The organism is Pontibacter ummariensis, assembly GCF_900188175.1.
GTDB lineage: Bacteria > Bacteroidota > Bacteroidia > Cytophagales > Hymenobacteraceae > Pontibacter > Pontibacter ummariensis.
Window position 1 is genome coordinate 12,645 of the sequence record NZ_FZOQ01000014.1, and the last position, 25,387, is coordinate 38,031.

The 25,387-nt window shown below is 50.1% G+C and carries 45 protein-coding genes; 6 read left to right on the plus strand and 39 right to left on the minus strand.

Annotated features, from left to right (window positions below; genetic code table 11):
* Positions 1-41: 41 nt before the first annotated feature.
* From CHB92_RS15045 to CHB92_RS15210, 37 genes are all read right to left on the minus strand, one after another.
* A complete protein-coding gene (locus CHB92_RS15045; RefSeq protein WP_089320058.1) occupies positions 42-464 on the minus strand; it encodes a phage tail protein in 423 nt (140 codons plus the stop codon).
* A gap of 3 nt (positions 465-467) precedes the next feature.
* Positions 468-830, minus strand: coding sequence for a DUF3168 domain-containing protein (locus CHB92_RS15050; protein WP_089320059.1), 363 nt, complete (start codon positions 828-830; stop codon positions 468-470).
* Positions 827-1,339, minus strand: a complete 513-nt coding sequence (locus CHB92_RS15055) for an HK97 gp10 family phage protein (protein WP_089320060.1) — start codon at positions 1,337-1,339, stop codon at positions 827-829. The genes CHB92_RS15050 and CHB92_RS15055 overlap by 4 nt, the downstream gene beginning before the upstream one ends.
* Complete coding sequence (locus CHB92_RS15060) at positions 1,339-1,728, minus strand: phage head closure protein (protein ID WP_089320061.1); 390 nt, start codon at positions 1,726-1,728, stop codon at positions 1,339-1,341. The genes CHB92_RS15055 and CHB92_RS15060 overlap by 1 nt, the downstream gene beginning before the upstream one ends.
* Positions 1,728-2,333 carry a head-tail connector protein gene (locus tag CHB92_RS15065; RefSeq protein ID WP_089320062.1) on the minus strand — a complete coding sequence of 202 codons (606 nt, stop codon included), beginning with the start codon at positions 2,331-2,333 and terminating at the stop codon, positions 1,728-1,730. The genes CHB92_RS15060 and CHB92_RS15065 overlap by 1 nt, the downstream gene beginning before the upstream one ends.
* 7 nt (positions 2,334-2,340) lie before the next feature.
* Positions 2,341-2,523 carry a hypothetical protein gene (locus tag CHB92_RS15070; RefSeq protein ID WP_089320063.1) on the minus strand — a complete coding sequence of 61 codons (183 nt, stop codon included), beginning with the start codon at positions 2,521-2,523 and terminating at the stop codon, positions 2,341-2,343.
* Positions 2,524-2,584: 61 nt separating this feature from the next.
* Entirely contained in the window at positions 2,585-3,898 is a 1,314-nt protein-coding gene (locus CHB92_RS15075) for a phage major capsid protein (protein WP_089320064.1), read from the minus strand.
* A 7-nt stretch (positions 3,899-3,905) separates the two neighbouring features.
* Positions 3,906-4,508 (minus strand): HK97 family phage prohead protease, encoded by a 603-nt coding sequence (locus tag CHB92_RS15080; protein ID WP_089320065.1) that lies wholly within the window; start codon positions 4,506-4,508, stop codon positions 3,906-3,908.
* A complete protein-coding gene (locus CHB92_RS15085; protein ID WP_179223063.1) occupies positions 4,480-5,676 on the minus strand; it encodes a phage portal protein in 1,197 nt (398 codons plus the stop codon). Before CHB92_RS15085 ends, CHB92_RS15080 begins: the two co-directional genes overlap by 29 nt.
* A 127-nt stretch (positions 5,677-5,803) precedes the next feature.
* Positions 5,804-6,055, minus strand: coding sequence for a hypothetical protein (locus CHB92_RS15090; protein WP_089320067.1), 252 nt, complete (start codon positions 6,053-6,055; stop codon positions 5,804-5,806).
* A 20-nt stretch (positions 6,056-6,075) separates the two neighbouring features.
* Complete coding sequence (locus tag CHB92_RS15095; protein ID WP_089320068.1) at positions 6,076-7,758, minus strand: terminase large subunit; 1,683 nt, start codon at positions 7,756-7,758, stop codon at positions 6,076-6,078.
* A 3-nt stretch (positions 7,759-7,761) separates the two neighbouring features.
* Entirely contained in the window at positions 7,762-8,229 is a 468-nt protein-coding gene (locus CHB92_RS15100) for a phage terminase small subunit P27 family (protein ID WP_089320069.1), read from the minus strand.
* 11 nt (positions 8,230-8,240) lie between these two features.
* The gene (locus tag CHB92_RS15105) at positions 8,241-9,176 is read right to left on the minus strand and encodes an HNH endonuclease (protein WP_144266322.1); all 936 of its coding nucleotides are present in this window, start codon (positions 9,174-9,176) and stop codon (positions 8,241-8,243) included.
* Positions 9,177-9,187: 11 nt separating this feature from the next.
* Positions 9,188-9,928 carry an AAA family ATPase gene (locus CHB92_RS15110; protein WP_089320070.1) on the minus strand — a complete coding sequence of 247 codons (741 nt, stop codon included), beginning with the start codon at positions 9,926-9,928 and terminating at the stop codon, positions 9,188-9,190.
* Positions 9,888-10,133, minus strand: coding sequence for a hypothetical protein (locus CHB92_RS25525; RefSeq protein WP_144266323.1), 246 nt, complete (start codon positions 10,131-10,133; stop codon positions 9,888-9,890). Before CHB92_RS25525 ends, CHB92_RS15110 begins: the two co-directional genes overlap by 41 nt.
* Positions 10,134-10,216: 83 nt before the next feature.
* Positions 10,217-10,408, minus strand: coding sequence for a hypothetical protein (locus tag CHB92_RS15115; RefSeq protein WP_089320071.1), 192 nt, complete (start codon positions 10,406-10,408; stop codon positions 10,217-10,219).
* Positions 10,409-10,494: 86 nt separating this feature from the next.
* The gene (locus CHB92_RS15120; RefSeq protein ID WP_089320072.1) at positions 10,495-11,061 is read right to left on the minus strand and encodes a 3'-5' exonuclease; all 567 of its coding nucleotides are present in this window, start codon (positions 11,059-11,061) and stop codon (positions 10,495-10,497) included.
* Positions 11,062-11,093: 32 nt separating this feature from the next.
* Positions 11,094-11,249: a hypothetical protein gene (locus tag CHB92_RS25875; protein ID WP_179223064.1), complete on the minus strand. Its 156-nt coding sequence runs from the start codon at positions 11,247-11,249 to the stop codon at positions 11,094-11,096.
* Between the two features lie 369 nt (positions 11,250-11,618).
* The gene (locus CHB92_RS15125) at positions 11,619-12,341 is read right to left on the minus strand and encodes a DNA methyltransferase (RefSeq protein WP_089320073.1); all 723 of its coding nucleotides are present in this window, start codon (positions 12,339-12,341) and stop codon (positions 11,619-11,621) included.
* A gap of 15 nt (positions 12,342-12,356) precedes the next feature.
* Entirely contained in the window at positions 12,357-12,995 is a 639-nt protein-coding gene (locus CHB92_RS15130; protein ID WP_089320074.1) for a recombinase family protein, read from the minus strand.
* 3 nt (positions 12,996-12,998) lie between these two features.
* Positions 12,999-13,373, minus strand: a complete 375-nt coding sequence (locus tag CHB92_RS15135) for a hypothetical protein (RefSeq protein WP_089320075.1) — start codon at positions 13,371-13,373, stop codon at positions 12,999-13,001.
* Between the two features lie 2 nt (positions 13,374-13,375).
* The gene (locus CHB92_RS15140; RefSeq protein WP_089320076.1) at positions 13,376-13,720 is read right to left on the minus strand and encodes a hypothetical protein; all 345 of its coding nucleotides are present in this window, start codon (positions 13,718-13,720) and stop codon (positions 13,376-13,378) included.
* Positions 13,717-14,148 carry a PDDEXK family nuclease gene (locus CHB92_RS15145; protein ID WP_218824266.1) on the minus strand — a complete coding sequence of 144 codons (432 nt, stop codon included), beginning with the start codon at positions 14,146-14,148 and terminating at the stop codon, positions 13,717-13,719. The genes CHB92_RS15140 and CHB92_RS15145 overlap by 4 nt, the downstream gene beginning before the upstream one ends.
* Before the next feature lie 9 nt (positions 14,149-14,157).
* Positions 14,158-14,385: a hypothetical protein gene (locus CHB92_RS15150; protein WP_089320077.1), complete on the minus strand. Its 228-nt coding sequence runs from the start codon at positions 14,383-14,385 to the stop codon at positions 14,158-14,160.
* Positions 14,382-15,452: a P-loop NTPase family protein gene (locus CHB92_RS15155; protein WP_179223065.1), complete on the minus strand. Its 1,071-nt coding sequence runs from the start codon at positions 15,450-15,452 to the stop codon at positions 14,382-14,384. The genes CHB92_RS15150 and CHB92_RS15155 overlap by 4 nt, the downstream gene beginning before the upstream one ends.
* Positions 15,337-16,281, minus strand: a complete 945-nt coding sequence (locus CHB92_RS15160; RefSeq protein WP_089320079.1) for a hypothetical protein — start codon at positions 16,279-16,281, stop codon at positions 15,337-15,339. The genes CHB92_RS15155 and CHB92_RS15160 overlap by 116 nt, the downstream gene beginning before the upstream one ends.
* Positions 16,282-16,328: 47 nt before the next feature.
* The gene (locus CHB92_RS15165; RefSeq protein WP_089320080.1) at positions 16,329-16,517 is read right to left on the minus strand and encodes a hypothetical protein; all 189 of its coding nucleotides are present in this window, start codon (positions 16,515-16,517) and stop codon (positions 16,329-16,331) included.
* On the minus strand, positions 16,514-16,723 hold the full coding sequence (locus CHB92_RS15170; RefSeq protein ID WP_089320081.1) for a hypothetical protein: 210 nt from the start codon (positions 16,721-16,723) through the stop codon (positions 16,514-16,516). The genes CHB92_RS15165 and CHB92_RS15170 overlap by 4 nt, the downstream gene beginning before the upstream one ends.
* Positions 16,720-16,929 (minus strand): hypothetical protein, encoded by a 210-nt coding sequence (locus CHB92_RS15175; protein ID WP_089320082.1) that lies wholly within the window; start codon positions 16,927-16,929, stop codon positions 16,720-16,722. Before CHB92_RS15175 ends, CHB92_RS15170 begins: the two co-directional genes overlap by 4 nt.
* Positions 16,926-17,183 carry a hypothetical protein gene (locus tag CHB92_RS15180; protein ID WP_089320083.1) on the minus strand — a complete coding sequence of 86 codons (258 nt, stop codon included), beginning with the start codon at positions 17,181-17,183 and terminating at the stop codon, positions 16,926-16,928. Before CHB92_RS15180 ends, CHB92_RS15175 begins: the two co-directional genes overlap by 4 nt.
* Before the next feature lie 355 nt (positions 17,184-17,538).
* Positions 17,539-18,288: a hypothetical protein gene (locus tag CHB92_RS15185; protein WP_089320084.1), complete on the minus strand. Its 750-nt coding sequence runs from the start codon at positions 18,286-18,288 to the stop codon at positions 17,539-17,541.
* Positions 18,289-18,309: 21 nt separating this feature from the next.
* Entirely contained in the window at positions 18,310-18,759 is a 450-nt protein-coding gene (locus CHB92_RS15190; RefSeq protein WP_089320085.1) for a hypothetical protein, read from the minus strand.
* The gene (locus tag CHB92_RS15195) at positions 18,753-18,932 is read right to left on the minus strand and encodes a hypothetical protein (protein ID WP_089320086.1); all 180 of its coding nucleotides are present in this window, start codon (positions 18,930-18,932) and stop codon (positions 18,753-18,755) included. Before CHB92_RS15195 ends, CHB92_RS15190 begins: the two co-directional genes overlap by 7 nt.
* A 2-nt stretch (positions 18,933-18,934) precedes the next feature.
* Positions 18,935-19,120 (minus strand): hypothetical protein, encoded by a 186-nt coding sequence (locus tag CHB92_RS15200; protein WP_089320087.1) that lies wholly within the window; start codon positions 19,118-19,120, stop codon positions 18,935-18,937.
* Between the two features lie 35 nt (positions 19,121-19,155).
* A complete protein-coding gene (locus tag CHB92_RS25880) occupies positions 19,156-19,320 on the minus strand; it encodes a hypothetical protein (RefSeq protein ID WP_179223066.1) in 165 nt (54 codons plus the stop codon).
* Between the two features lie 27 nt (positions 19,321-19,347).
* Positions 19,348-19,551 (minus strand): hypothetical protein, encoded by a 204-nt coding sequence (locus tag CHB92_RS15205; RefSeq protein ID WP_144266324.1) that lies wholly within the window; start codon positions 19,549-19,551, stop codon positions 19,348-19,350.
* A complete protein-coding gene (locus CHB92_RS15210) occupies positions 19,548-19,919 on the minus strand; it encodes a hypothetical protein (protein ID WP_089320089.1) in 372 nt (123 codons plus the stop codon). Before CHB92_RS15210 ends, CHB92_RS15205 begins: the two co-directional genes overlap by 4 nt.
* A 162-nt stretch (positions 19,920-20,081) precedes the next feature.
* On the opposite strand from CHB92_RS15210, the gene CHB92_RS15215 reads away from it, so the two are divergent.
* Positions 20,082-20,291, plus strand: a complete 210-nt coding sequence (locus CHB92_RS15215; RefSeq protein WP_089320090.1) for a hypothetical protein — start codon at positions 20,082-20,084, stop codon at positions 20,289-20,291.
* Here the strand turns inward: CHB92_RS15215 and CHB92_RS15220 are convergent.
* A complete protein-coding gene (locus tag CHB92_RS15220) occupies positions 20,288-20,551 on the minus strand; it encodes a hypothetical protein (protein ID WP_089320091.1) in 264 nt (87 codons plus the stop codon). The two genes, CHB92_RS15215 and CHB92_RS15220, sit on opposite strands and share 4 nt — an antisense overlap.
* Positions 20,552-20,676: 125 nt before the next feature.
* Entirely contained in the window at positions 20,677-20,898 is a 222-nt protein-coding gene (locus CHB92_RS15225) for a hypothetical protein (RefSeq protein ID WP_144266325.1), read from the minus strand.
* A gap of 90 nt (positions 20,899-20,988) precedes the next feature.
* On the opposite strand from CHB92_RS15225, the gene CHB92_RS15230 reads away from it, so the two are divergent.
* The 5 genes from CHB92_RS15230 (at position 20,989) to CHB92_RS15250 (ending at position 25,301) form a co-directional block, all read left to right on the plus strand.
* Positions 20,989-21,699, plus strand: a complete 711-nt coding sequence (locus tag CHB92_RS15230) for a S24 family peptidase (protein WP_218824267.1) — start codon at positions 20,989-20,991, stop codon at positions 21,697-21,699.
* A 40-nt stretch (positions 21,700-21,739) separates the two neighbouring features.
* Entirely contained in the window at positions 21,740-22,420 is a 681-nt protein-coding gene (locus CHB92_RS15235) for a YbjQ family protein (protein WP_089320093.1), read from the plus strand.
* Positions 22,421-22,672: 252 nt separating this feature from the next.
* Positions 22,673-23,137, plus strand: coding sequence for a hypothetical protein (locus CHB92_RS15240; protein WP_089320094.1), 465 nt, complete (start codon positions 22,673-22,675; stop codon positions 23,135-23,137).
* Positions 23,138-23,285: 148 nt separating this feature from the next.
* On the plus strand, positions 23,286-24,515 hold the full coding sequence (locus tag CHB92_RS15245; RefSeq protein WP_089320095.1) for a hypothetical protein: 1,230 nt from the start codon (positions 23,286-23,288) through the stop codon (positions 24,513-24,515).
* A gap of 102 nt (positions 24,516-24,617) precedes the next feature.
* The gene (locus tag CHB92_RS15250) at positions 24,618-25,301 is read left to right on the plus strand and encodes a hypothetical protein (RefSeq protein WP_089320096.1); all 684 of its coding nucleotides are present in this window, start codon (positions 24,618-24,620) and stop codon (positions 25,299-25,301) included.
* Positions 25,302-25,387 lie beyond the last annotated feature (86 nt).

Below are 25,387 nucleotides of genomic sequence, written 5' to 3' on the forward strand. Positions count from 1 at the left end.
CCCGGTCCTAAACACAAAGACCAAGGGGTGCCCCAAATGCTTTAGACGATCGTTCTGATGTCCCACTCGCCTACCCCCTGGAAAGTAACCGAGTAGTCGGCATTCTCCTTCTGGGGGGCGTTAACCGTCAGGTCCGGTATCAGGCACTGCCCGAAAAACTCCTCCTCGCCTGCAACGTCAGTTCCGAAGGTCCAGTCAACCCGCGCCTTCTGCTTGTGCAGTTTTGCCAGTGTTATGCCCCGCATCTGGGTAGCGTCTTCCGGCGTGTCTATCTTCCACCAGCCCGATACCTCCAGTGTGTGGGAGTTCTCCCCGTACTCTGCGTCAGCGTTGCCCCCGGACTCACGGCAGGCAGCGTCTATCATGGTGTAGGTTGAATTGAAGGTCACGTTATTGGCACAGAGGATTGCTACTCCGTTGACAGAGATCACCAGGTCTTTGCCCTTTACTGTTCTTGATGCCATTGTTTAGCCTATTATTAGTTTAAAATCGATTGCTTTTCCGTGTGCGCTTCCCTCCTGCCTTGTCAGGTCCTGCGCATTCAGCCATTCACTCTCCTGGTTTCCTTCCTTTGCGCCATCAAGCGCATTCCGGACAGCCAGGAACAGGTCGTGGCATTGGGTATAAGTAGCGGCAATAGCGTTTACCTGAATCAGTACTTCCTCTGTGGCGATACCTTCCCGGCACCGTACCGGCACATCGCTTACCACCTGACAGGTGACGTAAGGAAGAAGGGTTGTTTGCGGCGCTACCTGCGGGTAGACCTTGTTCGCGACAATGGCTGAAACACCCGCATCAGCCAGCAGCTTGTCTATTATGAACTGCATCATCGCATCTTCGCCTTTTTATACTTGCTGCCAAAGTCGCCTATCTCCTTCTTCAGCCCTTCCTTGATCCTGTTTAGCGCTGCGTCCTTCTTTGTTTCCCAGGCAGGACGCATGAAAGGCCTTGCCTTAATGCCCGGGTGGCTTACCTCATCCACTACCACCGTCTTATCACCATGCTTGAAGGCGAGCTTTTTCCCCTTTTTGGCCCTGATGATGTGCGGGGCAGCTCCGTACTCCACAATGTGCGCGATATAGCCCTTCTCGTATCGTTTGCCACGCCGGGCTGCTACCTGCACGCCCGTCCGGTCGTCCGGATCGTTGATTACCCCCACCGCTTTGCCCAGCTCCCCGCTAGGGTCCGTGGCATTGGTGTTTTGCCTGGCCTCATCAGCGATCACCTTGGCGCCTTTGCGCATGTTTTTGCGCAGCGTGTCGGCATCCAGGTTTTTCTGCAGGGCCTGCAGCACCAGTTTTGCCTGGTTGCCTCCTTTTAGCTGTACTCCTTTTGCCATTAGCCTTCCGTCACGATATAAGCGCCATTTTCCAGGACAATAGCCCCCTCCGGAATCTCCTCCGTTTCGCCGCTCCAGCTGGCTGTTATCTCCAGGTATCTTCTCCTGCCCAGCTCGTTTAAAGGAGGCAGGATATCATAGATCCTGCCCTCGTACACGATGCGGTCTGTTACCAGCACCGGTTTATAGCGGATGGTGAAAACCATTACCTCTGTTGCTATCTCCTGATCAGCAGAAAACACCTCTTTGCCTGACTTGGAGCGCTTGTTTGCCCACAGGTTCGGGTACAGGTTATGCCAGGTCTCACGCGGCTCGTTAAATGCTGCGTCGTGTGTTATGGAAGCCCGCTGAATGGTGATCTTCCGGTCCATGTTCCCCGTTCTTACCATCAGCTATAGACTCTGTAAAAATTCATCTGGTACTCCACCCCCAAAGGCATGGTGGTACCAATGGTACTGGTCGTGCCGATCATCACGGCCTCGCGGTTATTGTAGTAGTGCTCCACCAGCAGTTTCATGGCTGCCTTTAAAGAAGCCGGCACCGTGGGCGTTTCCACTGCTCCTTCAATGATGGGAGCATAGCCTGCCTTATAGGTGATCCGAGCGCTGTTGCGCTTGGCTACCATGTCTGCAGGCAGGTTGATGTAGAGCCAGGCAGGTTCAGAGCCTATCTCTGCTTCATACTCGGACGCCGGAAGTACTACCTGCTCTGTGCCGTTCCAGTACTCCACCTTCACTACCTCAATGAAAGGCGGTCTGGGAAGTTTTACCTCTGCTGGCAAAACTTCCCCGAACAGTTCAAAGCTGTTGACCGCCACTGCCCTTTCCGTATAGTTCTCCACTGTCTCGCGTGCCGTGGTGATAATGCTTGCGAGCAAGTCCTTATCCGGCAAAGCGTCCACCTCTGCCTGCGTGTCTGCCAGGCGGCACTGCTGAGCAGCCTCTAACAGGGTAAGCGGTTCGGCGGAAACGACAAGTGGGTACTTCAGGCGCATGGGTTACTTATTTATCTTCCTTCTTCTCTTTGGAATCGGCTTTTTTGCCTTTGTCTGATTCCTCTTCTTCTTTTGATTCCTCAGCAAACTTATCCTTGATAAGCTCTGCTGCTTTTTCATCTTCCACTTCTCCGGACTGACCAGGAAAGTACCCGAAGGCCGGGTGTGGCTTTAAGAATTTAATTTTCATGATGCTGATATGATTGTGTGAAGGATAAGCGCAGGCCCCGGAGGACCTGCGCTGTTAATTACTACTGAGCGATGGCGTCTTTCATGGCAGCGAAAGACTTCGCGCGTGCCACCAGCACGTCAGCAAAGGTCTTCACGTGCATGCGAATCATGCCCTCGGCAGCCTTGGTGTATGGATCCGGCAGGATCTCGATACCAGCCCACTGACCGATCAACAGGTCGTTGAAGTTGCCGAAGATGATCGGAGACAGGCCTGTGCCTGTTCCTTTGGCAAGGTTGCTCGGTACCAGGTTTGTAACACCTGCCTTGTAACCTGCCAGTTCGTTCTGGCTATCTCCCCAAACAAAGAGGCCGGAACCCGCATCCTTCTTTGTCAGCTTCAGGGCTGTTCTCACCTTGGTGTTTGTCAAATAGCCAAGGTTACCCAACAGGGCATCGCTTGCGTCCACGGCACCAGCCAGCTTCACGATATGGTCGTAAGTAGGAGCGGCACCGTTAGCGCCACCAATTACTTCACCAATACCAACAGTCTGCAGGATACCGGTTGGCTCCTGGCCTGATCCGCTACCGTTGATGCCGGCAAGGTCCAGCGCCTGCTGCACGCCACGTACCATCTGGTTGCGCAGACGTGTTTCGATTGATGGCGAAGTCTGCAGCAGGATCTGCTCAGACACGTCCATGTGACCAGCCAAACGCTTCGGAGACATGCTCTTCTTTTTGAAGGTAGCATCGCTCTTGTTCGAAGTCTGGTTCTCTGTTAACCAGGTAGGCGCAAACAATCCGTCTTCCTCAGGGAAGTCCAGGTTACCCACCAGGCCGGTCATGAAGTCGGCACCAAGGCCAGCCAGCACCAACTGCGAGCGCAGCGCCTCGATGAAGTTCATCAGGTTAGTAGCAATGGCTACTCCCCCCTGATTACCGCCCGTGCCGCCAGTGGCAGTCACATCACGTTTTTCATTAAGCACCACAGAGGGGATCATAATACCCTTGGGAGAAGTGGAGATACCGGAAGATCTGGCCTCTGTTACCGCCTCTTCGTGCATCTCCTTGTAGATGCCATCCATAGATTCATAGCCGGCGGCTCTGCGAACGGCCCCTAACCAAGAGTACTTCTGAATGTCTCTTCGGTCATTCTCGTTTACGCCATTGTCCAGACGCTCACCGCTTGTGGCAGCCATGCGAGCATTAATTTCTTCCTGACGCTCTACACGTCGGATTTCGGCATCAAGCTCTGAAACGCGCTGGTCTGCTGCGTCCCATTCGTTCTGCTCATCGGCTGTAAGGCTTCTTTTCTCTTGAGAAGCCTTTGCATCGATATCGCGCATAGCTTCCATCTTTTGACCGCGCTCATCGCGCAAAGACTTTAATCTGCTCATTTGAACTTTATATTTGGTTTAACCTTAATTTTCTCTTTCTGGCAGCAGCCTCTATCTCCCACCTGTTGCTTTCTCGCTGTTCCTGCTTGTATTCCTCATAGGCGCGCTTAGCTACCTCCGTGTCAGTGTCCAGGTAAGCCGGGAAAACGACCGGTGAAACATCATACAAGCGCTTGATCTTCTTCACGGTGCGTACCTCTGCGCCGGTCTCGGGGTCCATGTCCCAGTCAGCGCCACCGGGCGCCACCGAGAACTGGAAGGAAGAGCCCCGCACATCTCCGCGCTGGATGGACTCCAGTAGGTTGGCCGCTGATTTGGGCGGGTCTATCACGTAGTAAAGCCCGTCGGAGCGCTTCTCCAGGGTAAGGGTGCCTGCCGTGGAGCGCCCCAGCACCTGGTTTATGTCATGATTGAAAAGCGCCACCACATCACTCATGTCCGCTTCATCCAGTGCGCGCTCGTCTATCTGCTCAAAAAACCATCCCAAAAGCTGGCTGCGTGTGTTGTACTTAATGGCACAACCCACAATAACCTCTCGCTTGGCGTCTCCCTCTCCGCGGGTTTCCACCTGCAGGCCAGAGTTACTTAGTATTCTTTTTTCCTTGCTCACTTTTTTTGCTCTGTTCTAAGGTTATCACATCGTCCACCCGGTCGAGCGGAACCATATTGCGCTGTACCAGGCGACGCTCTCCTTCCGGACCAATGGTATTTCGCCCTAGAAAGCTCAGGGCGTCGTTAATAGAATAAACGCCCCTATCCATCATGTTCTGAATGTGCTCTGTCTGCGACTTGATATCCCCCCGTAGCAGGCCGTTCACGTTGAAGTCGTTATAGACCTCGCCTAGCTCGCTTTCCCGGAATATTTTGCGGTCAAATTCCTGCTTTATCCGCTCCAGCCATGGCAGAAGCGTGTATTTCAGAAAGCCGATATCCTGCTGCTCTATGCCACTACCCCAACTTGTGCTTTTGTCTGTGATGCCTACCATGTGAGGAGGCACGCGGTACATGCCGCAGATCTCCACAGCACCTAGCTTTCTTGTTTCTAGAAACTGGGCCTCTTCAGGTGGCACACCGATACGTTGGTATTTCAGGCCTCCACCCAGAATCTTTGTCTTGTGGTTATTGTCCGGTCCATGCGTGTCGCCATACCACATTTTCTTCAGCTGCTCTACCTGCTCCGGCCTGTAAACCACCCCGGAATCATTGGTCAGAATGCCGCCCAAGGTTGCCCCGTTCTTAAAGAAGTCTGCCCCGTACTTCTGAGAGTTAAGCGTTATACCCAATTGCTCAGCCTGCAGGCGGATAGGGGATTTGCCCACGATGCCGTCAAAACCCATCCCTGCCACGTGGATCATATCATAGTGAGGGATGATACCGGCAGAGGTCTTGTAAAACAGCTTACCATCCTGCATGAGCACCTGCACTTCCCAGGGCTTCTGCATCCAGAGAGCTACAGGGCGGTTCGCCCCGTCTCTTTCTATCCAAGCGTAGAAGTTGCCCCACAGAAGCAGGCAGACCATCATCGTCTCACGAAACATGAAAGAGGTCGTGAAAGGGTTGGGTCGTGTGTGCAGCAGATTGTAGCAAGGGTGCGACCGGTAAATGTCTTTCCCTTTCTCTACATTCCGGTATGTATGCCACGGCAATGCGGCTACGCCTTCTGCAACTACCTTCACGCAGGAGTAAAGCGTGGAAAGAGTCAGGGCCCTTTCTTCCGTTACCACTGTGCTAGAAGTATTGAACAGCCCAAACCACCCCGATGCGTTATCTACAGACACGCTGGGCAGGGTGGACCGCTTCTCCCATTTGATAGTGTAGCCGAAAAGTTTGATAAGATTGCCCTTTAGGATTCAGGCAGAAAGGTAATATTGCAAAAACAGAATATAGGGTAAAGTCTTTAACTATTTACGCTTTTACCGCAGCCTTTCGGTTCTTGGCGCGCTGGTAGCTTCTGGCAGCCTTAAAACTGCCAAAATCAGCGTACTTGCGCTCCCCAAAATACTTCTCGTAGGTCGTTTCCAGCACTTCATAACAGGCCTCATGCGTGCGGAAAGCGCCTGTTCCCCACATATCCCAGAAAGTTTCGTCAAATCCTCCCGGTTTGAGCAGTTTCAAAAGCTCTGGTGGGTAGGGTTGAATCGTAGAAATTAGCAGCATAGTACAACGTTTAGGCTATGTTATAGAATGAAAATTTGCGGCTCCGGTTCGGGCTCGGCCCAGTTCTGCGTCTGGTACTCCCCTATGGCCATGATCCCAGAGATTACCCCGTCCACCTTCTCACGGGAGTGCTTTTTACTTATCCGCACGTTCTCGTTTGTGTCGTTGATCTCCACGGCATTCGACATCTGCCAGCGCATGACGGGGTTTTGCCCATGGTTCAGCCGGTTTTGCAGGATCAGGTTCTTATAGGTTTTTGTCGGCTCAGAGAAGTTCATGATCGTCTGGGCAAACACGTTCATCTCCACCCCATAATTGATCAGGTTGGTATCCATGTTACCGATGTTGTGCTTATCGTAGCTGATGCCCCGTATGCTGAACCTATCTGCACACTCTTTTATGAAGGTTTCGATCGGGTCATAATCCGTCACGTTGCCCGGCGTGGTGAAAACATAGCCCTTCTTGATCCAGTCCCGGAGGTTGTGCATGCCCTTGGAGACGCGCCTTTTCACCGTATCCTCTGGTATCCAGTGCCACCAGAAGAGGTCAAAGGCCACTTCACCCCCTACCGTTTTCGGGAACGCCAGGCAAAAGCTGATAAAGTCTTCCCGCTTGGCCATATCCAGCCCCCCGTAGCATTCCCGGCCCTCGTAATCGTTCAACTCCAGTTTGCTGCCGGCCTTTACCCACACGTCATCCTCTACCCAGGTCTTTGCCGCATCGCACCACATGTTCAGGTTGAGGGTTTTGAACTTCACAATCGCCTCCTCCCCTTCCAGGATGGCATTGTTCATCTCCTGAATCATGTCCTCCAAGCTCAGGATGTGCCCGATCATGGGGTTGGCCTTAATGAAGTTCTCCGGATTCATCCAGCCCTTTCCGTCCTCAGCGTCCAGGTCCTCTTCGTCCAGTGCGAAGATCAGCACGAAGATGGAGTCATCCTGCACGATGCCTTTGAGGATGGGAATGTAGATCTTCTGCTCTTTGGCGTAAAGCGGCTTGCTTTTATCGGTACCCCGGGTAGTTACGATGTTAAAGATCGGCTCTTTCCGGTGAATCATACCGGTACGCAGCTTGCCCAGCATGTCATCGTTGTCGAACTCGTGGTACTCATCGATCACAGCATAGGAAGGCCGGGTACCGTCCGCTGTTTTCGGGTTTGAGGTAAGGAACTGAAACTTGGATTTGTTCTCGTTGTTGAAGATGGTCGTGGCACTACAGGAAAGATACTCCTGCAGGTCCGGCGAGTACTCCACCATAAACTTGGCATCCTCAAAGGCAATCTTCGCCTGGTCTTCCTTGGTTGCCGAGACGTAAGCCTCTGCCCGGAAAAGGCCCTCGACTGTCAGGTGGTACAGAATCTGCAGCGACTCGATCGGAGTCTTACCGTTCTTTCGGGCCTTGCTTTTGTACTTGGCCCGAAACCTGCGCCTGCCATCCGCTCTCCTCCACCCGTAGAATACGTACAGCTCCCAGACCTGGAAGGGCGCCAGCTGAATCGGCTCCTCCGGGGAGAGGCAAATTACCTCTGCAAAGTCAAGGATCTTCTGCCCTTCCTCATGGCTGAAGTAAATACCCCGCTCGTGCCCGTGCAGCAGGTCGTTGCGGTGCCGCTCCACCGCCAAACGAAGAAGCTTGCCGGACTTGATGCGGCCGGAAAGAATGTCTTCTTCATACTGTTTAGCGATAGGGTTGTAATTCATAGGCTATTTGCCGCCCATCAGGGCCACTAGCCTGCCCTCCTTCTTTTTAGGCGGGGCAGGGATGTTCTTTCTGGAGAGCAGCGTGAAGCCGAACTCCTTGGCCAGCTTGGCTGCGCGGTCGCTGGCATCGTTGAAGATGGAGAGGTACTTTGACTTCACCTCCATCTTCTGCTTCCCGTTGTTCAGGGTCTCGACCAGGCCGTTGTTCAGCTCTATCGCCGCCTGCTCTGCTATCTGCAGCTGCATGCAGTACTGGGCCAGCATGTCAAGGTCCGTTGTGGCAAGTACTCCCTGCTCGTGCAGAATTTTGGTATACTTTTTCCACAAACCTTTTCCGATTTTTCCCAGGATTGAAGGCGCTTTTGGCAGCTTCGTCACAAGATTCGGAGAAACGGACTCCGGTGCGGAACGGTCCCTGCGGGCTGTTCCCTGAATGTTTTTGTCTTCGTCTGACTTTCGTGGATTGGCCATACCCCCCCTGTTTATGCTGAACTGACACCGATTTTTCTTGCTGGGGCTACGGTTATGTGGGCAAAAAGTGCCGAACTTTGGATACCCCTACCCCCTGGCAGTATTAAAGGCAGTTGCCCTATTACTTTATCTGATTTCTTGCTATTACATGCCCTGCATGCGCATTGCACGTTGCTATATGTATGTGAGCCTCCTTGTGCAACAGGAATGATGTGGTCAAGCTCAGGAGCGTTAGGCTCGATTGTTCCTCTTAGCTTTTTTGGAGTATTAATACCACAGATCCTGCACTTCCACTTATCTCTTATAAAGACCTTAAATGGGTTTACACTCTCATAATCCTGGCCCCTGATACGGGCTCTTCTCTTGCCTTTGGCAACTCTACCTAAGTGCTTCTTACTGCATCTGGTAGAGCAGTACTCCTTCCTTTTATCACCATACACGGTAGTAAATGCTTTACCGCATTCTTTACAGTTGAATTCCTTAGGCTTATACACAGACTCCGCATACTGTCTTTGGCTTTGCCTCTGTGATTCTAAATATGCTGCATATTCTACCTTTCTACATTCATCTGAACAAAGAGCCTTAGCCTTATACTTAGCAGTAAAAAGGTTAAAACAAACCCTACACTTATTAAAGTGTACATAAGAGTAGTTCTGCCCTTTTCTTGCAGGTATAAGCCTTAAGGCATGACCACGCTTTTCAAAGAAGGCAGGATCATTACTTCTGCATTTTAAAGAACAGTACCTGTTTAGTTTGCCCTGCTCTGGATTAACAGGGCTCTTGGGCTGAAACTCTACCCCACAAGTAACACATGTAGCTTTACCTATTTTAGCATACCACTTAGCAAGCTTATTAGCCTTAGAACATTTAGCTGAACACGTTAAATGTTTAACCGTCTTAGGTGCAAAGCTCTCTTTACAAATAATACAGTCTCTCATGTCGCTCATCTCTGTTAAGCTTACTGTTTATGCTTCTTAAACCACTCATGCACCAGGGCTATGTGGTGCTGTTTATCCTGCCTTCTATGGTCCTTCATGATCCGCTCGATACATTCCTCTTCGGTTACTTCCATGCGTACCAGCTTAGGTTTATAGCGCAGGACCGCCTCCTGTATCTTATAGACAGATAGGTTCGTGGTGACCACTATCGCCTTCTGCCCTTTCCTCAGCTGGACTATGCTGTCTATCTGCTGATCACGCGCCTGGTATACCTGAGGCAGATAGCTTTCCGGCTTCTCATACCAGCCTAAGCCGGTTACATCCATCCAGATCACATCCATGTCTATCAGCAGATCAGGACCCTGCCGGCCGGCCCATGTGGTCTTACCAGAGCCAGGAGGACCGTAAACAACTGTCACTTCCCCAAGGAAGCTTCCGGACTGGTAATCATACACCCGCCGTTCTAAGGCAGACTTCTTATTGTGGCAGCTGTTGCATAAGCCCTGATGGTTACGGCGGTCAAAGAAGTCGATGCTCTTGTCTATCCTGTGCGGTATGATGTGGTCCAGAATAACAGCAAGAGAAGCCCTTCCGGCTTCCTCACAATGCACACATAAAGGATACTCCATAAAGTGCTGCACCCGTAGCTTGCGCCACCTGGCACTGTCGTACAGGCTGGAGCGCTCTTCCCTGCCTTGGTTCTTCCGGGCTACCGGCCGGCTATTCCAGGGCCTGTCTTTGCTCTTCTGAATGTTGGGCATTGTCCTTCTTCTTATGGTAATAGCGCTTGCAGGCTTGCAGGATATTGGCTCTGTTCTTCTGGTAGTAAGCTTGCCAGGCCTCGCCGCTTCTGCGCTTCTTCATCTCCTCCCGATGGCAGGGCTTGCACCTGGGAGTGACGGTGGAACCGCAGGGATAGAAATCACTCAGGGGAAGATCATTCTTACAAGCTTTGCACTTCTTCATCGGATAAAAAGAAAAAGATGGCGGGGCAAAACCCCGCTTCTCTCCAAGCTATGAAAACAACTGTTATTCAATTCCCCTATATACTAAGCCAAAGTTCTTTCTTCCTGCTTTATCAGCTCCTCCAGCGCCGCCCTTGCCCTCCAGTAGTTCTGCAACTTGTCTGTGTCCTTTAGCAGGCAGCTTACTACCTCTGCCTCGCCGGGCTGAAGCGCATAGCTGCTGATGATCTGTGCCGTGGTCGGCTTAACGGGAGGGGGCGCTGTGGCTACGCTCATTTACCTACATCCTATGTTATACAGTAACCAAAGATACCACTATTACTATATATAACAAATCATGTACGAGGGGAGAATAAAAATTTTTAAAGAGGGGATTGCAGGTAGCGCCATGTTTTGACGCAGTAGCTGATCTGGTGATAGCAGTCGTCAACGGCGTGGTGGTGGGTGCCTATCCTTGGCTCCTGGTCTTTGATGTGCGGGGCAAAGGCTACCAGTGTTCTTACGTCCCGCTCGTTTCGGAAGCTCCAGGGAACAGGAAGGGTGCAGGCGCTATAAGCATCGTCTAGCTTGCCCAGGTCAAAGCGCGCGGAGTTACCCCATAGCTGGGCTTCCTTACCGCCGCATGTCAACACAAACTCGCTGAAGCTTTGCAGCGCTGCCGCTATATGGACCGGGTTCTCTAAGAGCGGTAGCCTTGCCTCTGCTTCTCTTTTAAACCACCAGTACACGGTACGGCCGTCTATCTTCAGGCCGGCATCCATACAGCTCTGCAGATCCACGTTGAGGTAAAAGGTTCGGCCGGTCCGGCCTGTGGTGAGGTCGAACTCTACCGCTCCTATCGAGAGGATAGCAGCGTTAGAGCCCGTGGAAAGCGTCTCCAGATCCACCATGATGTGACCTAGCTGAGACCCGTCAATTATTGATTCCATTTGTCAGTTTTTGATACATAATTACTTGAAGTTTATAGCACAATGTCCATGATAACGTAGCGGGCAACGCCTATCCAAGCTTTTCTTTCCAGCTTTGACAGCTCTTCCCATGCTGGCATTGTGTGCTGCAACCCCATGCGCTTTGCATATTGCATATACATTTCTCTTCCTAACTGCTTTTTGTTCATAGTAGCTCGTTTTTTTGATACTAATACGTGCTAGTGAAACTTCCCGCATAAAGGATTAAAGGGGATTTTACCCGCATCAAGGACGTTTTTTTCCCGCCGCATGCCGTGGTTTTGCCCATGCTTTAGGCGTGTTTTTTGAGAAGCACCGTTTTTTAACCTCAAATGCCTCCTGTTCCGCTTCTATCAACTGTTGAGCACGCTAACCCCACTGTTCGTCGAAAATGCGACGCAGGGCTCAGGTTAAGCACTAACTTTGGGATGCTATGAGGCAAACGCGGTACCTGCTTAAGGTGAGTGTTAATCAGGTTACCTAAAGTCTTAGCTGTGAAGCCACGCTCTGTAAGGGGTGTGGCTTCTGTGTTTTTATCCTTAGTTTAATTGAAGTGAAATCTTGGTTACTACTTCTGCAGGCGTGAAGAACACTCCCTGTGAAGCATAATTGTTGTACCTGGTGGTGCCATTCTTGAAGTGCTCAGCATCAGTGTCGCAGCCAACAAATTCTTCTATACCAAAATCATAAGCTGCAATGGCGCTAGATCCAGAGCCCATGTGCGTATCAAGCATCTTCATCCCTGGCTTGGCATAGTTCATCAAGCACCACTTGTACAAGGCAACCGGCTTCTGGCACTCATGAATGCGAGCTTCATTTTTGCTTTTGTCCGATTGCATCACATGCCCTTCAGCAATGCTTTTACCCTGCAGCATCCCATTCCACATAAAGGTGAATTCTCGCACTGAGCTGTTAAAGCTTGTCCAGGCTAATTCGCAGTCAGCAAAGTTGCCCGTTGTCAGCTTTCTCCAAATGATCATGCAGCGCGTGTTTCGCAGATGCTCAATGAAGTAGTTGCCGCCCCAGATGATTTGGTTTTTGCTTACTCTGAATAGCTCTTGAAAGTATTCCTCAGATGGAATAGCATGATCCCATGTAGAGCCACTATAGCATCGTGTCTTTGCAAGCTTCGTTCTTGAACGAGCTCGTTTAGCTGACTCCTTTATGCCGTATGGAGGATCAACTATTGCGATATCGAAATAGCCATCTGGATACCGCTTCATTACTTCTTCGCATTTCTCGTGGTAAAACTTGGCCTCCATGTGCTTATAAATTCATTAGTTAGAATTAATTGAATACATTGTTTTCTTCACTTTCAGGACCGTAGCTGTACCTACTTTGCAGATGGCTGCTGCCTCCCGGATTGTCTTGCCTTCCTGCAGTAGCTGCACCACGTCCTTGTACTTGGCCAGGGATTTAGCAGGGGGAACTACGCTGCCCGGCTTCCTTCCCAACCTAATGCCCTTTCGCTTGGCCTCTGCCAGACCGGAGTTGATGCGCTGGATCAGGCTCTCGCGCTCCATGCGGGCGAACTCTGCCAGGATGGTGAAAAGGAACTGGGCTATGGGGTTTCGGCTTCCGTCCGGGTTCAGCGTCTCCATGTTGAAGTTCTGCACGTAAACCGAAACCCCTTGCTCCGTCAACTCCTCCAGCACCTGCAGGACTTCCGAGGTCTTGCGCCCCAGCCGGGACACCTCGCTTACCAGCACCTTACTTACCTCCTGTTGCCGGACCATCTCCACCAGCTCCTGTATACCGCCGCGGTCCTTGTTGTTCCTGGCACCGCTAATCTTCTCGGCAATCACCTTTGCCACCTTGTAGCCCCGGGATTTGCTGTAGGCGGTGAGCTCCTTTACCTGGCGCGTGTAACTCTGCTGCTCTTTGCTGACACGGACGTAGATGGCTACTCTGGTCACTGCTTAGAAAGGACCATCCTCATACTCGTCACGGTAGCTACTCTGCAGCTGCGGGTTCGTCTTCCGCTCCACCGCCCTCTCTACTGCCTCGTCAAACTTCTTCTGGTAGGCCCGCTGCACCTCATAGGCAAGTATCGGCTGCAGGTTCCAGGCTTCGGCGTGGGAGCGGGCCACGTCCTCCGTAACCGGACTGATGGAGAAGATGCTGCTCATGCCGTACATCTTCGTGTGGGCGGGTTGTTTTGCCGTTTCCGGAATGTCTACCCGGAGCATGACGGTATTGCCGAATGATACCGTCTTAGCCAGTCCAGCTACTTTGGTGTGACCCATCACTTCGACGATGGCCCAGTTCTCGAATTTCTCTGTTTCCTGATTCATGGTTAGTTGTAGTTTATAGAGTTGATTAGATAAATTTTAAATCGCCTTTCTCGCCAGTCCCTTTCGAAATTCCTCATTTCAATCTTGGCTCTGGCCTGGGCTTTTTCCCTGGCTAGAATCCTTCTTTTCTCCTGCGCTGATGTGGTCTTATCGTTGATGAATGCCAGCACCTCGTAAGCCTCCAGCTTAAGTAGCCTGCTTTTATACCCCTCCTTGATGGAGTTCCAGAACCTTGTCGGCACCTTCCGATAAGTAGTCTTAGCCAGTTGATCCCAAAACCAGATAACCTGATCGGCCTCGGTGACAGGGTTGCGATACCCCAGCCCATTGATGTAGATGTTTGTCATTGCTGATTCAATGCTTGCCTAATTACCTTTAGCGCCTTCGGCTTGAGCAGCTGATCGGGCGTGAAGCGCAGCACCTTTATGCCCATCGTCTGAGCGCTATTATACTTTTCCATGTCTCCGATGTAGCCCTTGCCCCTGGTGTGCCGGCCTTGGGTCCACACGCCGCCCTCCACCTCTATCGCTACCCGGCTCTGGGGCAGGTAGAAGTCAAAGCGCCACTCCCGTTCAGGGTGAAACCTGTGCTCTGCCACCACTTCCTCTCCTGTTGCCTTGTTTAGCTCCTTTATGCGATGCTGCTGAAGGGCTTCCTCCAGTTGCCTGTCTGCTTCCGACTTCTTGCGCTTGACCTTTACCTTCGCTTTGGTACCGTTGGCCAGCAGTATCCTTGCCTCTTCTACAGAAATTACCTCTGTCTTTTTCTGTGCCATTAAATGAAATTAAAAGAGCGCTTCTTCGTCAAAGCCGTATTTAGCCCTACAGGGTTGTTTCTTGCTTACCTTTCTCAGGCTGTTATCCAACTTGATCAGGTCTCGGAGGTGCTGCCGTTTGGCAGCTGCTACGGCGAGGTACTTATCCTTGGTGTGCTGATAGCGGGCTGTCCGCGCCCTTTTACTCAACAGCGTTATCTGCCGCTGCAGCTCATGGATCTTGGTAGTCATGTTCATAGCTCATGCTCTCCTTTCGCCAGCTGCTCCAGGCACTCCCGTAGCATCCGTTTCTCACAGCGGTAGCGCAGCTCCCGGGTGTAGTGGTTGCCCTGGGGCGGCTCCTCTGCTTCCTGGAACCGGCGCAGTTCCTTGCGGCTGGCAGCGTTCAGGTCGTTGTACTTGGCAGAAGTGAGCAGCTTGTGCATCTCCTCTGCCTCGATCTCCTCCGGTATCTGCCCGGATATCAGGCCTTGCTCCTGCAGCCATTCGAAGATGATGCCGCCTGCATCCAGGAAGCTGTAATTCTCCCCTGCTTTCAGCTTCTCCACTTCCTGCAGTACCACCTGCCTTTTCCGGGCATTGTCGAACACCGGGGCCGGCGCCGGGGCTTTGCTATAGCCGGGACCTGCCACGTAAAGCGGACGCGGGGCAGCATCGGGCCTGCGATCAGGACCGAACACGGGTATCAGGTTGCACATCTCCTGCAGGCGGCTCCACATGCGGCCGTCGTACAGGTCTGCCAGCTGACCAGGCTCCAGGTTGGTGGTGAAGTGTGAGAGGTAGCCATGCTTGAAGGCCTCGTAGCGGTTATGGATCAGGTTCTCTGCCACGTTCACCTTGTTGCCGTAGTGGCTTACCGTTTCCTTCACGGTGTCTCCCAGTTCATCGAACAGCCAGTGCTTTTTGAAGTAGCGCAGGAAGGCATCGTAGCCGTCGCTGCCGTAGTTAGCCGCTACCCGGGGCAAGGTGGTATAGGCAAAGGCCAAGGGGCTGTGCATGCTCACCAGTACCCGCTGCAGGGCCTTCATGTGGTCGGTTTTGCCGGTGCCCACCATCCCGAAGAGCAGGATTCCCTTGTTCAGGCTGAAGCCTGCCTCCTCAAACTCCTCTGAGCGGGTAGCGTAGGCGTACAGCAGCTTGAGCAGGGGCCTGGTGTAGCTGTCGGGCTCAAAGCCGTGGATCACGGTCTTAACCACCTGCAGGTACTGGCCCTTCGATGGTAATACCGTAGCGGGCTGCGAATTCTTCCGGGGATTCCCGGTGCTGAGCTGGTTGTCTGCTGCTATTTCCTTGATTGCCTGCATTTTTTGTAACTGTTTGATGTATTGTCCGTAACTGTGCTAGAATATTCGTCATGTTGCTGTCTATCTGAGCAGGTCGCATCTGCTTCTGTAGGAAGTCCTCCAGCTTGCCCCAGTTGTTGAGGATGTGCTGCCAACTGGCCAGGGCCTTTGCCGCATCCCCTTTCTTTGCCTCCGTCAGGTAGCGCCTGATCTTCTTGAGGGCTTTGTAGTCCGACTCCAGCAAGTGGGGCGGCTCTCCTACCTTCTGCACGTACCACTGCCAGTAAGCATCCACGAAATCCTTGTGCACCGGGTCTTCTTCTGCTTTGGGGGGTTGCGCGGCACTGGGGGGCTTTTTACTTTTTGGCGGTTTAGCGGAAGAAGCTTTCCCCTCCTCTCCTTTTTTTTTCGGGGGAGACGCGGCAGCGTCATCATCCCCTTCTTTTAGTTTAGTTTGGTTTAGTTTAGTAGAATGGTTACCGAGTACGTTACCCTGTATGTTACCATCTATGTTACCTTGTATGTTACCCTTTACGTTACCTTGTATGTTACCTTGAGGGGTGCTTTTGGAAACATACAAGAGCATATAGGTTGCGGCCAGCTTATTCTTTTGCCCTTCTGTAAAATCGATCAGTCCCTTTTGCCTTAATCGGTTGCGTAAGTCGACAAATGTCTTCCGACTGATGCCGAGATTCGCGCAGATTAGCGTTGTGGCGTGCTGAAAGGGGTTCTCCCACTCAAGCTCATTTGCTTCATTCAAAAGATAGAAGTACAAATCGGCTTCGTGTGCGGTGAATCGCACCTTTCTGCGCAGCCGCCAGAACTGGTTGATTAGCTCTATATAATTCATGTTGTTTTCTCGTAGTTATGCTTCTACTGGCTGCAAACCTGCTTTAGCTACAGCAGGCTCATTTGCCTGCCGTGCTTGCTGTTCTCCAGCTCCTGAAGGATCTTGTCTACTTCCCGCTCCCATTGCTTTGAAAGCTGCAGGAATTGCTGGGACCTTATCCGGAAGTACTCTTTCTGTGCCTCACGCATCTTGCGGGTAGCATGCTCCAGCTTTTTATGTAGTTCCTGGTCACTCATGCTTTGCCTCCTTTCTGCCTGGCTTTCTCATTCTCGCGCTGCTTACACCTGGGGTGCCTGCCGTCTGAAGCCGTTGGGTGCTTCCAGAAATCGTCCCGGTCCTTTACCTGATCACAGATAGGGCAGTGCTTGAGGTAGGCTTTCAGGATTGGCTTATCCCTGTTGCGGACATAGGCAGGATTGAGCCTTTTGCTTTCAGCGCTCATGCCTTCACCTCCTCTCCAAAGAACTCCTTCACTCTCCGCTCCAGCACTTCCGGAGTGGCACCATAAAGCGTTACTGTGATCTTTAGTCCGTTGCTGACCAGCACCAGTTTGGCCGCATGCTTTTGAGCGGCCTTATACCTGGTATCGCTGAGAACTTCTATACTTTTTGACTTGTGAACCTCTGGTTTAGGATCTGCTGTATTCATCTTGTCTTGCGTCTAGGGTAAAGGAGTTGTTTTCTTTTCGGCTGCGGTGTGTTGTACAGGGCCACGATCTGGCCAGCCTGGGCAATGCTTTTGTTGGTGGCCTCTGCCATCCAGTGGTTAAAGCTCATGCAGCCGGCTCTGGTGAAGCCTCCGCTGATCAGAAGCTTATACACTTGCCTGCTGATGTCTGCCCTGGGCGGGAAGCAAACCACCACGCCGAATTTATTCTGTTCTATTGTGGCAACTTGAACCATACAGAGTCGTTACATTGAAATGAATTTCTAAACAATCGAAAGAGGGCTGTTTTTGACGGCCCTTTTTTTCTTTTAGCTGACCGTTAGTTCCACTACTAACTTATTCTGCTCTACTGTGGCAATACCTGCCATATAGCTGCGTTTTATGATTGTTAATTGATATCTGATTTGTTAAGTTGAGAGAAAGGGGGCCGTTTTTAGCGGCCCTTTTCCTTTTAGCTGACCGCCCCTCCCAACTTATTCTTCACTACAGATGCAATACCATTCATATTAGAGCGTTTAAATATTGATAATGAATAGTTGTTATTTAAGTGTGAGCGAAAGGGGGGACTCCGTATGGTTCCCCCTTTTTACTTTAGCTGATGGTCACCACGGAGCACCCCCACTCCCGGAAGTACTTCACCTCCTCTTCCAGCGCCTGCTCCAGTACCTGCGCCTGCAGGTCGTAGAGGTCCGGCGAGTCCAGGAAGAAGCGCACGTTCGCGTCTGTGGCATCCACGGCAATCTCCACCAGGAACTTCTTCTTCTCCCCTCCCTTAAAGATGGGCACCAGCAGGTTAAAGGTGTTGTTCCAGTTAATGCCGGACACTACCCGCTCTATGCTGTTCAGGCTGTCGCCTCTGTTGCTGGAGTGCTGCGCTACATTGGTCGTGACAGTGGCATTGAACTTATCGAGGGCAGCGATAATAGCCAGGTTCTCGTCGCGGTTGGCGAACATAAAGCGGACCTGCTTGAGCATGCGCTTTAACTCCTGCACACTCCAGCGCTTTTCGGAGTTGATCTCCAGAAGCTTCAGCTCCTGGCTTGCTACCAGCTGGCCAGTGATGGTATCCCCTAAAGGACACTTCTCGTTGAGTAGCAGGGTAAGCTTCTTGTTTTCCCGGTCAACGTACAGAGTGGAGTTTTCAGGGTAGTACAGTTTGTAGGGAGTTTCATCATGAGTGGCAAGCGTATCCATCTTATTTTCCAGGTATTCCCAAGGGGCTGTGATCGCTCCCTTTACGTCTACAATCTCCGGCTCCCGTAAAATGGCCGCTTCGCCTTTGCGGATTACCAGCTCTTTCGTTTCGCCGGTTACGTTGATGTTGATCTCCTGATCTTTCATTGGTTTAGGATATAAGGGTGATTAGTAAGTAGTGTCGTTTGCGGCTCTGTTTCTGGCGCTGATGCTTAGAATGCTTGTCTGGCGCTCCTCCGGCTTAAGCGGCCTGGAGCTTATCAGCTTGCCGGACTCGTCGTAGGTACCCATCATGCGCTCGTCGTGGTCGGCTATCAGGTAAAGCGTGCCTTTTACACGCAGTTGCCCGGTCTTCACGGCGTCCAGGGCATCGCTTAGCTCCTGCTCCAGGGGCTTCATCTGCTCTTTTTTGAGGGCCGTGTAACTCTTGATGTCCTGCTTGATCTGGTTAACCTTGATCAGCTTGTCGGACACTTCGGCCCGGAAGCCAGCTATCTCATCCGGCTCCAGATCCTTGTAATAGCTTTCGTCCGGCAGCACTTTGTCTGCCCAGCCCATCAGGGAGTCTCGAATGGCGTTAGGGTCTTTTTCGTGGGGGAAGAGTTCTTTTTCTAACATAAAAGGGTGGAATTATAGGGTTGGCAATTTGATTTAGGCAATTTAGTGAGGCCCATCTGGTCGAGCATTTCGTTCTGGAAGAACTGCTCTGTCATGGTCAGGCGTCTAACTTTGTTCTTTACCCGTTCCCCTGCCTTGCAGCGGATCCGGACAGTAGGGGCCAGCGTCTTCATGGCTACTTCACCCCTCTTAGGTTCAGGAGCCCTTTGCGCTCGCTTTTGGGCTTTAAGTACTTGTCGTAGCGGTAGGCCGGGCACTTGAGGTGTGCCTTACGGGCTTGCTTTAAGGGGTTGCAACTGGCCAGCAAAGCGATCAGGAAGAGCGCAATGAGGGCGGCGATTGGTGAGAACTTGATCTTCATTTTCTTTGGCTAAAAGATGAAAGGTTTAAGATTTGTCAGCGGTACTCCGCTTTGTCGATGGCCTTGCCTTCCGCATCAAACAGAACCCCTCTCACAGCACCTTTCCGCCTGGCTTTCGAGCCGTTCTCCAGCTCAAATTTTGCGTCTTTGGTGCACCTCCAAACTACCCTTCCCGTCTTGCTGTAAAACAATGCCTTCATGGTTTACTCTAAGTGTAGGCTGTGTTATTAGCGCCTCTTGTACTTGCTTCTCAGCTGCTGGCGCTTCCTGCTTTTGTGCTCATTTGCCAGCTGGCGTTTGCTCTTCAGGGAGAGCGGCATGTCCGGCAGCTCTGCTTTCCCGGTGTTGCGCCTGGCCTTGTTGCAGGTGCCGCAGAGCTGCAGCTCCCTGTTCTCGATGGGCTTCAGGTCCCCGCACCACTGGCACATCATACCGGCACCGTCCCTTCTGTTAAAGGATGGTTCTTGAAGTGGGTGAAGCGAACCTTCACATCTACCGGGGCAGGCTTAGGCTTCAGCCTGCTGTCCAGCGTGTCCTGGGCAAACAGGTAGGCCTCAAAGGTGCAGATGCGGTAGCCCAGCACCTGTAGCCTGCCCAGTTTCCAGGCGGCATACTCCGGCAGTGGCTTTTCGCTGTTGTGGTACAGCCAGGTGGTGTTAGAGGTAAGGTTTACCTCCTGCATGGTGTGCTGGTCCAGCATTACCAGGTACTCGCGGTCCTGCCCGTTGCCATCAAGGGATTGAAAGCACACCAGGTGCTCGTCCGTCTTGCGGAGCGGACGGTAGTTAAGTTTTTTCATAAGGGCTAAAAGTATAAGGGTGATAAAAGGGAATGCTTAGTGTTTGACCGTACTAATTTTAAGTGTTTGTAGTGCTGTAATTCCGTATTTCCCCGTAAGCTTTGTTTTGTCTCAATCCTGTTATTTTGCTCTTACACCCAACCACTTAAAGCAGGAACTCCGATGGGAACGATGCTAGAACTGATGTTTGAGACCATTGACATCAAAACACTTGATAAGAGACAGACGGTTGAAGGGCTCTTTTACATCCATCAGCTGCTCAAGAAAGCCTCACATCCACTGAAAATCGATCAGTACAAAACGATTGAATCTGCCCTCCAACTACGGGCAAGCGTACTCCGGGAAGAGCGGGCAAGAACCTCTCTTGCTTAGGCGCTCTTCTTAAACTCCGGCTGCTGCAGGTTGATCTCTACACCCACCGTGTTGCGTCTGATGAAATCCACGGCGTCTTCCCAGTTCACGCGGTACTCCTTCGGTCCGATCTTAAAGGCCTTCAGGTAAAGGCGGTGCTTGGGGTCGCGCTTGATGTTGTTTAGCAGCGTCTCATTGGTGCAGTCGAGCTGCTCTGCCAGGTAGCTGAGCTTGATGCCGAGCTGCTGGGGGACAGAGATGGTCTTGTGCGGTGTTAACATTGAATTGTTATATATGGAGATTCGAATATTTAAAGACGTAACTCATTCGCGTTGTTGCGGTTAAAGCAACAAATGAACTTTGCTTCTGGTATGACCTAAAGCGGGGTGGGCATCAGGCAGTAGGCCTAGGAGGCGCTAAGCAGGCGCTTTTCTTCTTCCTGCTGTTCCTGGTACTCCTTGATCAGCTTGAGGATGTGGGGCCAGGCCTTGGAGTTCTTTTGCTCATATTTTACCGCGCGGTAGATGGTATTGGTGGCCATACCCGTGCGCTTTACCAGCTCCGGCAGGTAGTTGGGCGGCATCATTTGTCGCACAGTTTTTGGCTGCTGTTGCGTTTGAGTATTCATTTTTCGTTATATTTCGATTAGCAATTGATTACACAACAAACATACGTCATTTGACTAATTAAGTCAATACGTTTGACTAACTATTTTTTAATGATTTCTGAAGAAAACCTTCAAGAAGCTATAAACCACAGGTTTAAGACCGCATACGATAAGCTAGTCGAACTTAAGAAGGTTGACAGCCAGCGAGAGTTTTGCGCAAAAGCAGGTATAAATGAGGGGAATTTCAAGAAGTACTACAACGGTGACAGGAAAACAAACAATTTGATACTAGTCAACATGACTAACGCATTCAACTTATCTCCCGAGTGGTTGTTAACAGGGGAAGGGGATATGTTTAAAACATCTATTCAAGAATTCGCAAAACCTACAGACACAAGAGTAGAAGAACAGGACATCCCACTTTATGACTTCGAGGCATCTGCAGGCCTGAAGAAGCTTTTCAGCAACTCAGAAAACGTCCTAGATTTTATCCGAGTGCCTAACCTACCGAAGTGCGACGGGGCAGTGCATATATCGGGAGACAGCATGTACCCACTGCTGAAGAGCGGAGATATTGTGATGTACAAGCAGATCCATGATATCGCCAACGGAATACTATATGGTGAGATGTACCTGCTCTCTGCCACAATCGGAGATGAGGACCTTACCCTAGTAAAGTACATCCAGAAGTCTGAGAAGGGAGATGATTACGTGAAGCTGGTAAGCCAGAACAAGCACCACCAGGACAAAGACATTCCCCTGAAGAACATCAGGGCGCTGGGCTACATAAAAGCGAGCATCAGAATTAACAGCATGGCTTAACTGTACAAAATAATTGCATACACCCTAACCCCTACAGCTTATGGAAACGCCTACCCTTACCGAGTGCCCTAACTGCAATGCTAAACTGACTACTGGCATTCTGAGCAGCAATAAACTCGTAAATAAAAAGTTCGGTGCACTGATCAGAGAGTTTACGACGCTTCAGCATGAAGACTTTTGCGAGAAATGTGCTCAAGCACCATTTGAACAAGCAAAGGCAAAATGCAGCAAAGAGATTGCCGCTCTTAACGTAGAGGTAAGCAACCTGCTCAAGAACGTACAAGTTGTTTCCATCCCCGCCCCTCTTCACTGGGATTACTCTGTCCTGGATATGGTGACAGCACAATCGACAACCGGAACGGGGGTATTTGCTGAATTTAAGTCTAGCATCACGGACTTTTTCGGCATGCAGTCTCAGACCTACAACACCAAGATAAGCAACGGTGAAAAGCTTTGCCTCGCACAGCTACGGCTCAAATGCCTTGCAGCCGGTGGAAATGCAGTAATAGGCACTGACATTGATTATGCCGAGGTAGGTGGAGCACAGGGTATGTTAATGGTTTGCATGACAGGCACAGCCGTTAAAGTAAACAACCTGGAACAGTTAGGAGAAGACAGAGCCGCTAACTTAGAAAGGCTTGCTGCTATGATGAAGCGCAGAGAGCACTTAGTTGAGATACATCTGCCCAATGTGAGTTTTGTTTCTGCAGGTGTTGTATAAACCACAGCAAGCAATAGCCCCAACACCCCCTTCCCAAGCTATAAAACAACTATAAACGAAAAGAGCGCCCTTGGGGAGGCGCTCTTCTCTTAGAACGAAGACTTACAGCGAGGCTGAGCAGTACAACACTTCATTTAACGTATGGAATTACTTTTAATACGGCAGCTTCTTCTACAGGTTCCTCCTTTAGCAATAGAGTACGCCTGTATACCTTACCCCCCTACACTATGAAACCCATAAACCCCCTATACTATGAAACACATAATTTTCCTCTCCCTAACTGTCCTGCTGCTGTCCTCCTGCGGCATCCTGGAAAAACGAAAGCCCCTGCGCGAGCGTCTTCAAGGCGAGTGGCTCGTATTGAAAGACACTAGCACCTGGTTCGATTCTTTGGGTAAGGTAACCACATACAACCCTTACGTGCATGACTCTACAGGAAGGCACCATATTATTTACACGTTTAAGGACACCATTGTAGATGTCAAAACACTGCTGCAGCCCTCTGCTTTTCCTTACGAGTTGAAGGAGGACGGGGGCAAGGATAGCCTCCTGGCCTACACTTTCACCAGGAACCACCCGGCTCACCGAATCGGCATTTCCTTCCCATCGGAAGACCGAATGCTGTGGCATTGCCGCGCATTCGACTGTGTCCCTAAATCTCATGAAGACTTGGAGTACACAATGGAGTTTAAACGGGTGAAATTGCAAGAGCAGTAACCTGTGCTAAAAAGGCTACCCCCCACCCCCGGCAGGTGCGCTGGGAGTAGGAGGGGTTGAGAAGGGAGTATAAGGAGCTGCTTTATTAACGAAACAGCTTAAACAAAAGTACTCTTAGCCTCAATACTAAGACTTCACTAACAATATTATGATAAATTTTGACGAACTAGAGGAAACAAGCGAGGACATAGCGCGACAAAAAGGGCATGTAATACATGACCTTAACTTTAAGCTTAAGATGATTGAACTTATAAAGCCTTCACTGATAGGGTCGGGAGGCATTTTTTTTCTGTCACTTATACAAAAGCCAGAAGCCCAAAACGAGCTTAAACAACTTTTCCGGCTCACCTCACGTGTTCAGAAGTTAAACTTGTCCGACTTCCCTTACCAGTTACTACAAAGCTTACACCAAAATATTGATAAGGTACTATGTTTGTTCAGTTCCCAACTTGACCTTTACTACGAGCGAAACATAAATGTAGATCACAATAAACGTCATTCGCTGGTTACAGAAATACCCCGCTTAGGCGCAGATAACAACATCAGAAGCCTTAAGCAGACTTTCTACCCTACTGTTTTTAAAAACGATAAAAATGGCGAGGGCCATAGCGTTTTCATCAGTCATGTTGCGAATTTAAACAGAAGCCTCAGAGACATTCTTTTACAGAAGGTCTTTGATTTAGTCGATGCTCCCTACTTCTCTAAAGAGATAAACGCACTAAAGAAAAGTTTTTTTGATTTCGAAGAAGGTGTGAAGGCTAAGAGAACAGAGTTTGAGAGCTCCTTTAATCAAGACAAGAATAAGTTGATTAAGGGTCTTGAGGAAGCCGTTGAGAATGCGAAAAGCGCTGCTCTTCAGGCTGGAGTTGCCAATCACTATGCTGTATTCCAAAAAGAAGCAACAAGTCATCAAAGAAAATCGCTTCTGTGGCTAGCTTGCCTCATAATAATGGTAATTACTACTGTTGTTTCTGTGATCAAACTAGGAGATATCATTAATTCAACCTATACCTTTCCTATCAAAGTGCCAGAAACATTAGTTCCCGAAACAATAAGGTTTCACACGATTCAATACATTCTTAATAAAATAGTTATCCTAAGTGCTTTATTTTATTTTTTATCTGTGTGTTCTAAGAACTATAAGGCACATAGACATAACTACGTGCTAAATAAGCATAGGCAAAATGCTTTAGCGACCTTTCAAGCGTTTACAAGTGCCACTGATGACGAGCAAATTAAAAACGCTGTACTCTTAGAAGCTACTAGAACCATCTTTTCAAATCAACATACTGGATATATGAATGTTGATGCTGACTCAGATTCGCCAAACAAAATAATAGAAATTATAAAGAGTACAGGTCTTAGCAAATCGGCTTAAGCTCCCTTTGATTCACTAGTGTACTCCTCAAAGCTAAGGAGGAAGTACAGGTAGCGGTTTTAGAAAAAAATTGTATAAGAATAACTCAACATCCTTCTAATATTGGATTTCATCGAAAGGTTTTTGGACTTCATTAGCGACAACAGAAGACACATCACTACTCGTGTCATAGTTGCTGCTTTTAGCTTCCTACTATTTGTGTTGGTTGATAATATGTTTGCCTTTTCCTACAACTATACTATTGACCGGAGTATTAGCAACGCAAGAAACATTTCAGAGCTGCTCAAAGACACTACCTTATCATCTACAACAAGACTGGGACTTGAACGTCTGCGGGAGGAAGTTGTAACCCATAAAACGGTAGCAGACCATGTTGTTGCTTTTTGGAGGGATGTATCCACTTTTAAATACGGTACAACAAAAGTAGCTATGTTGGATAACTCTGATAGCTGGACCGTTTCTTATGACCTATGGCATCTATTATCTTCAGGAGGGCTCTACCTGCTATTCATCATTTTTGGTGTACCTGTAATATTAGTGGCAAAGTCTAGCTTGACACTGTTGCAGAGATTTGTGAGCGCTTTGGGATTTATTGTTCTCTTCTCCACTATTGCCTATGTGCATTACATAGTCTTAGAATTGGTCCCGGACATGCTTTTCGGTTCTTGGACGTGGAACTATGTTTTAAACGCACTGGTGCAACTTACCCTCGTCGGGTTCCTTGCCAGTTTTAACAAGAAAGCAGAAAAAAACAAAAAGCATGATAAAGTACTGGCTGGAGTATGAGAAGCTGAGAAGGGAGTACGAGGAGCGGCTTTAGCCCAAACCACTCTAAAAATGTTAAACGAGCCTATATTCTAATAATAAATCAC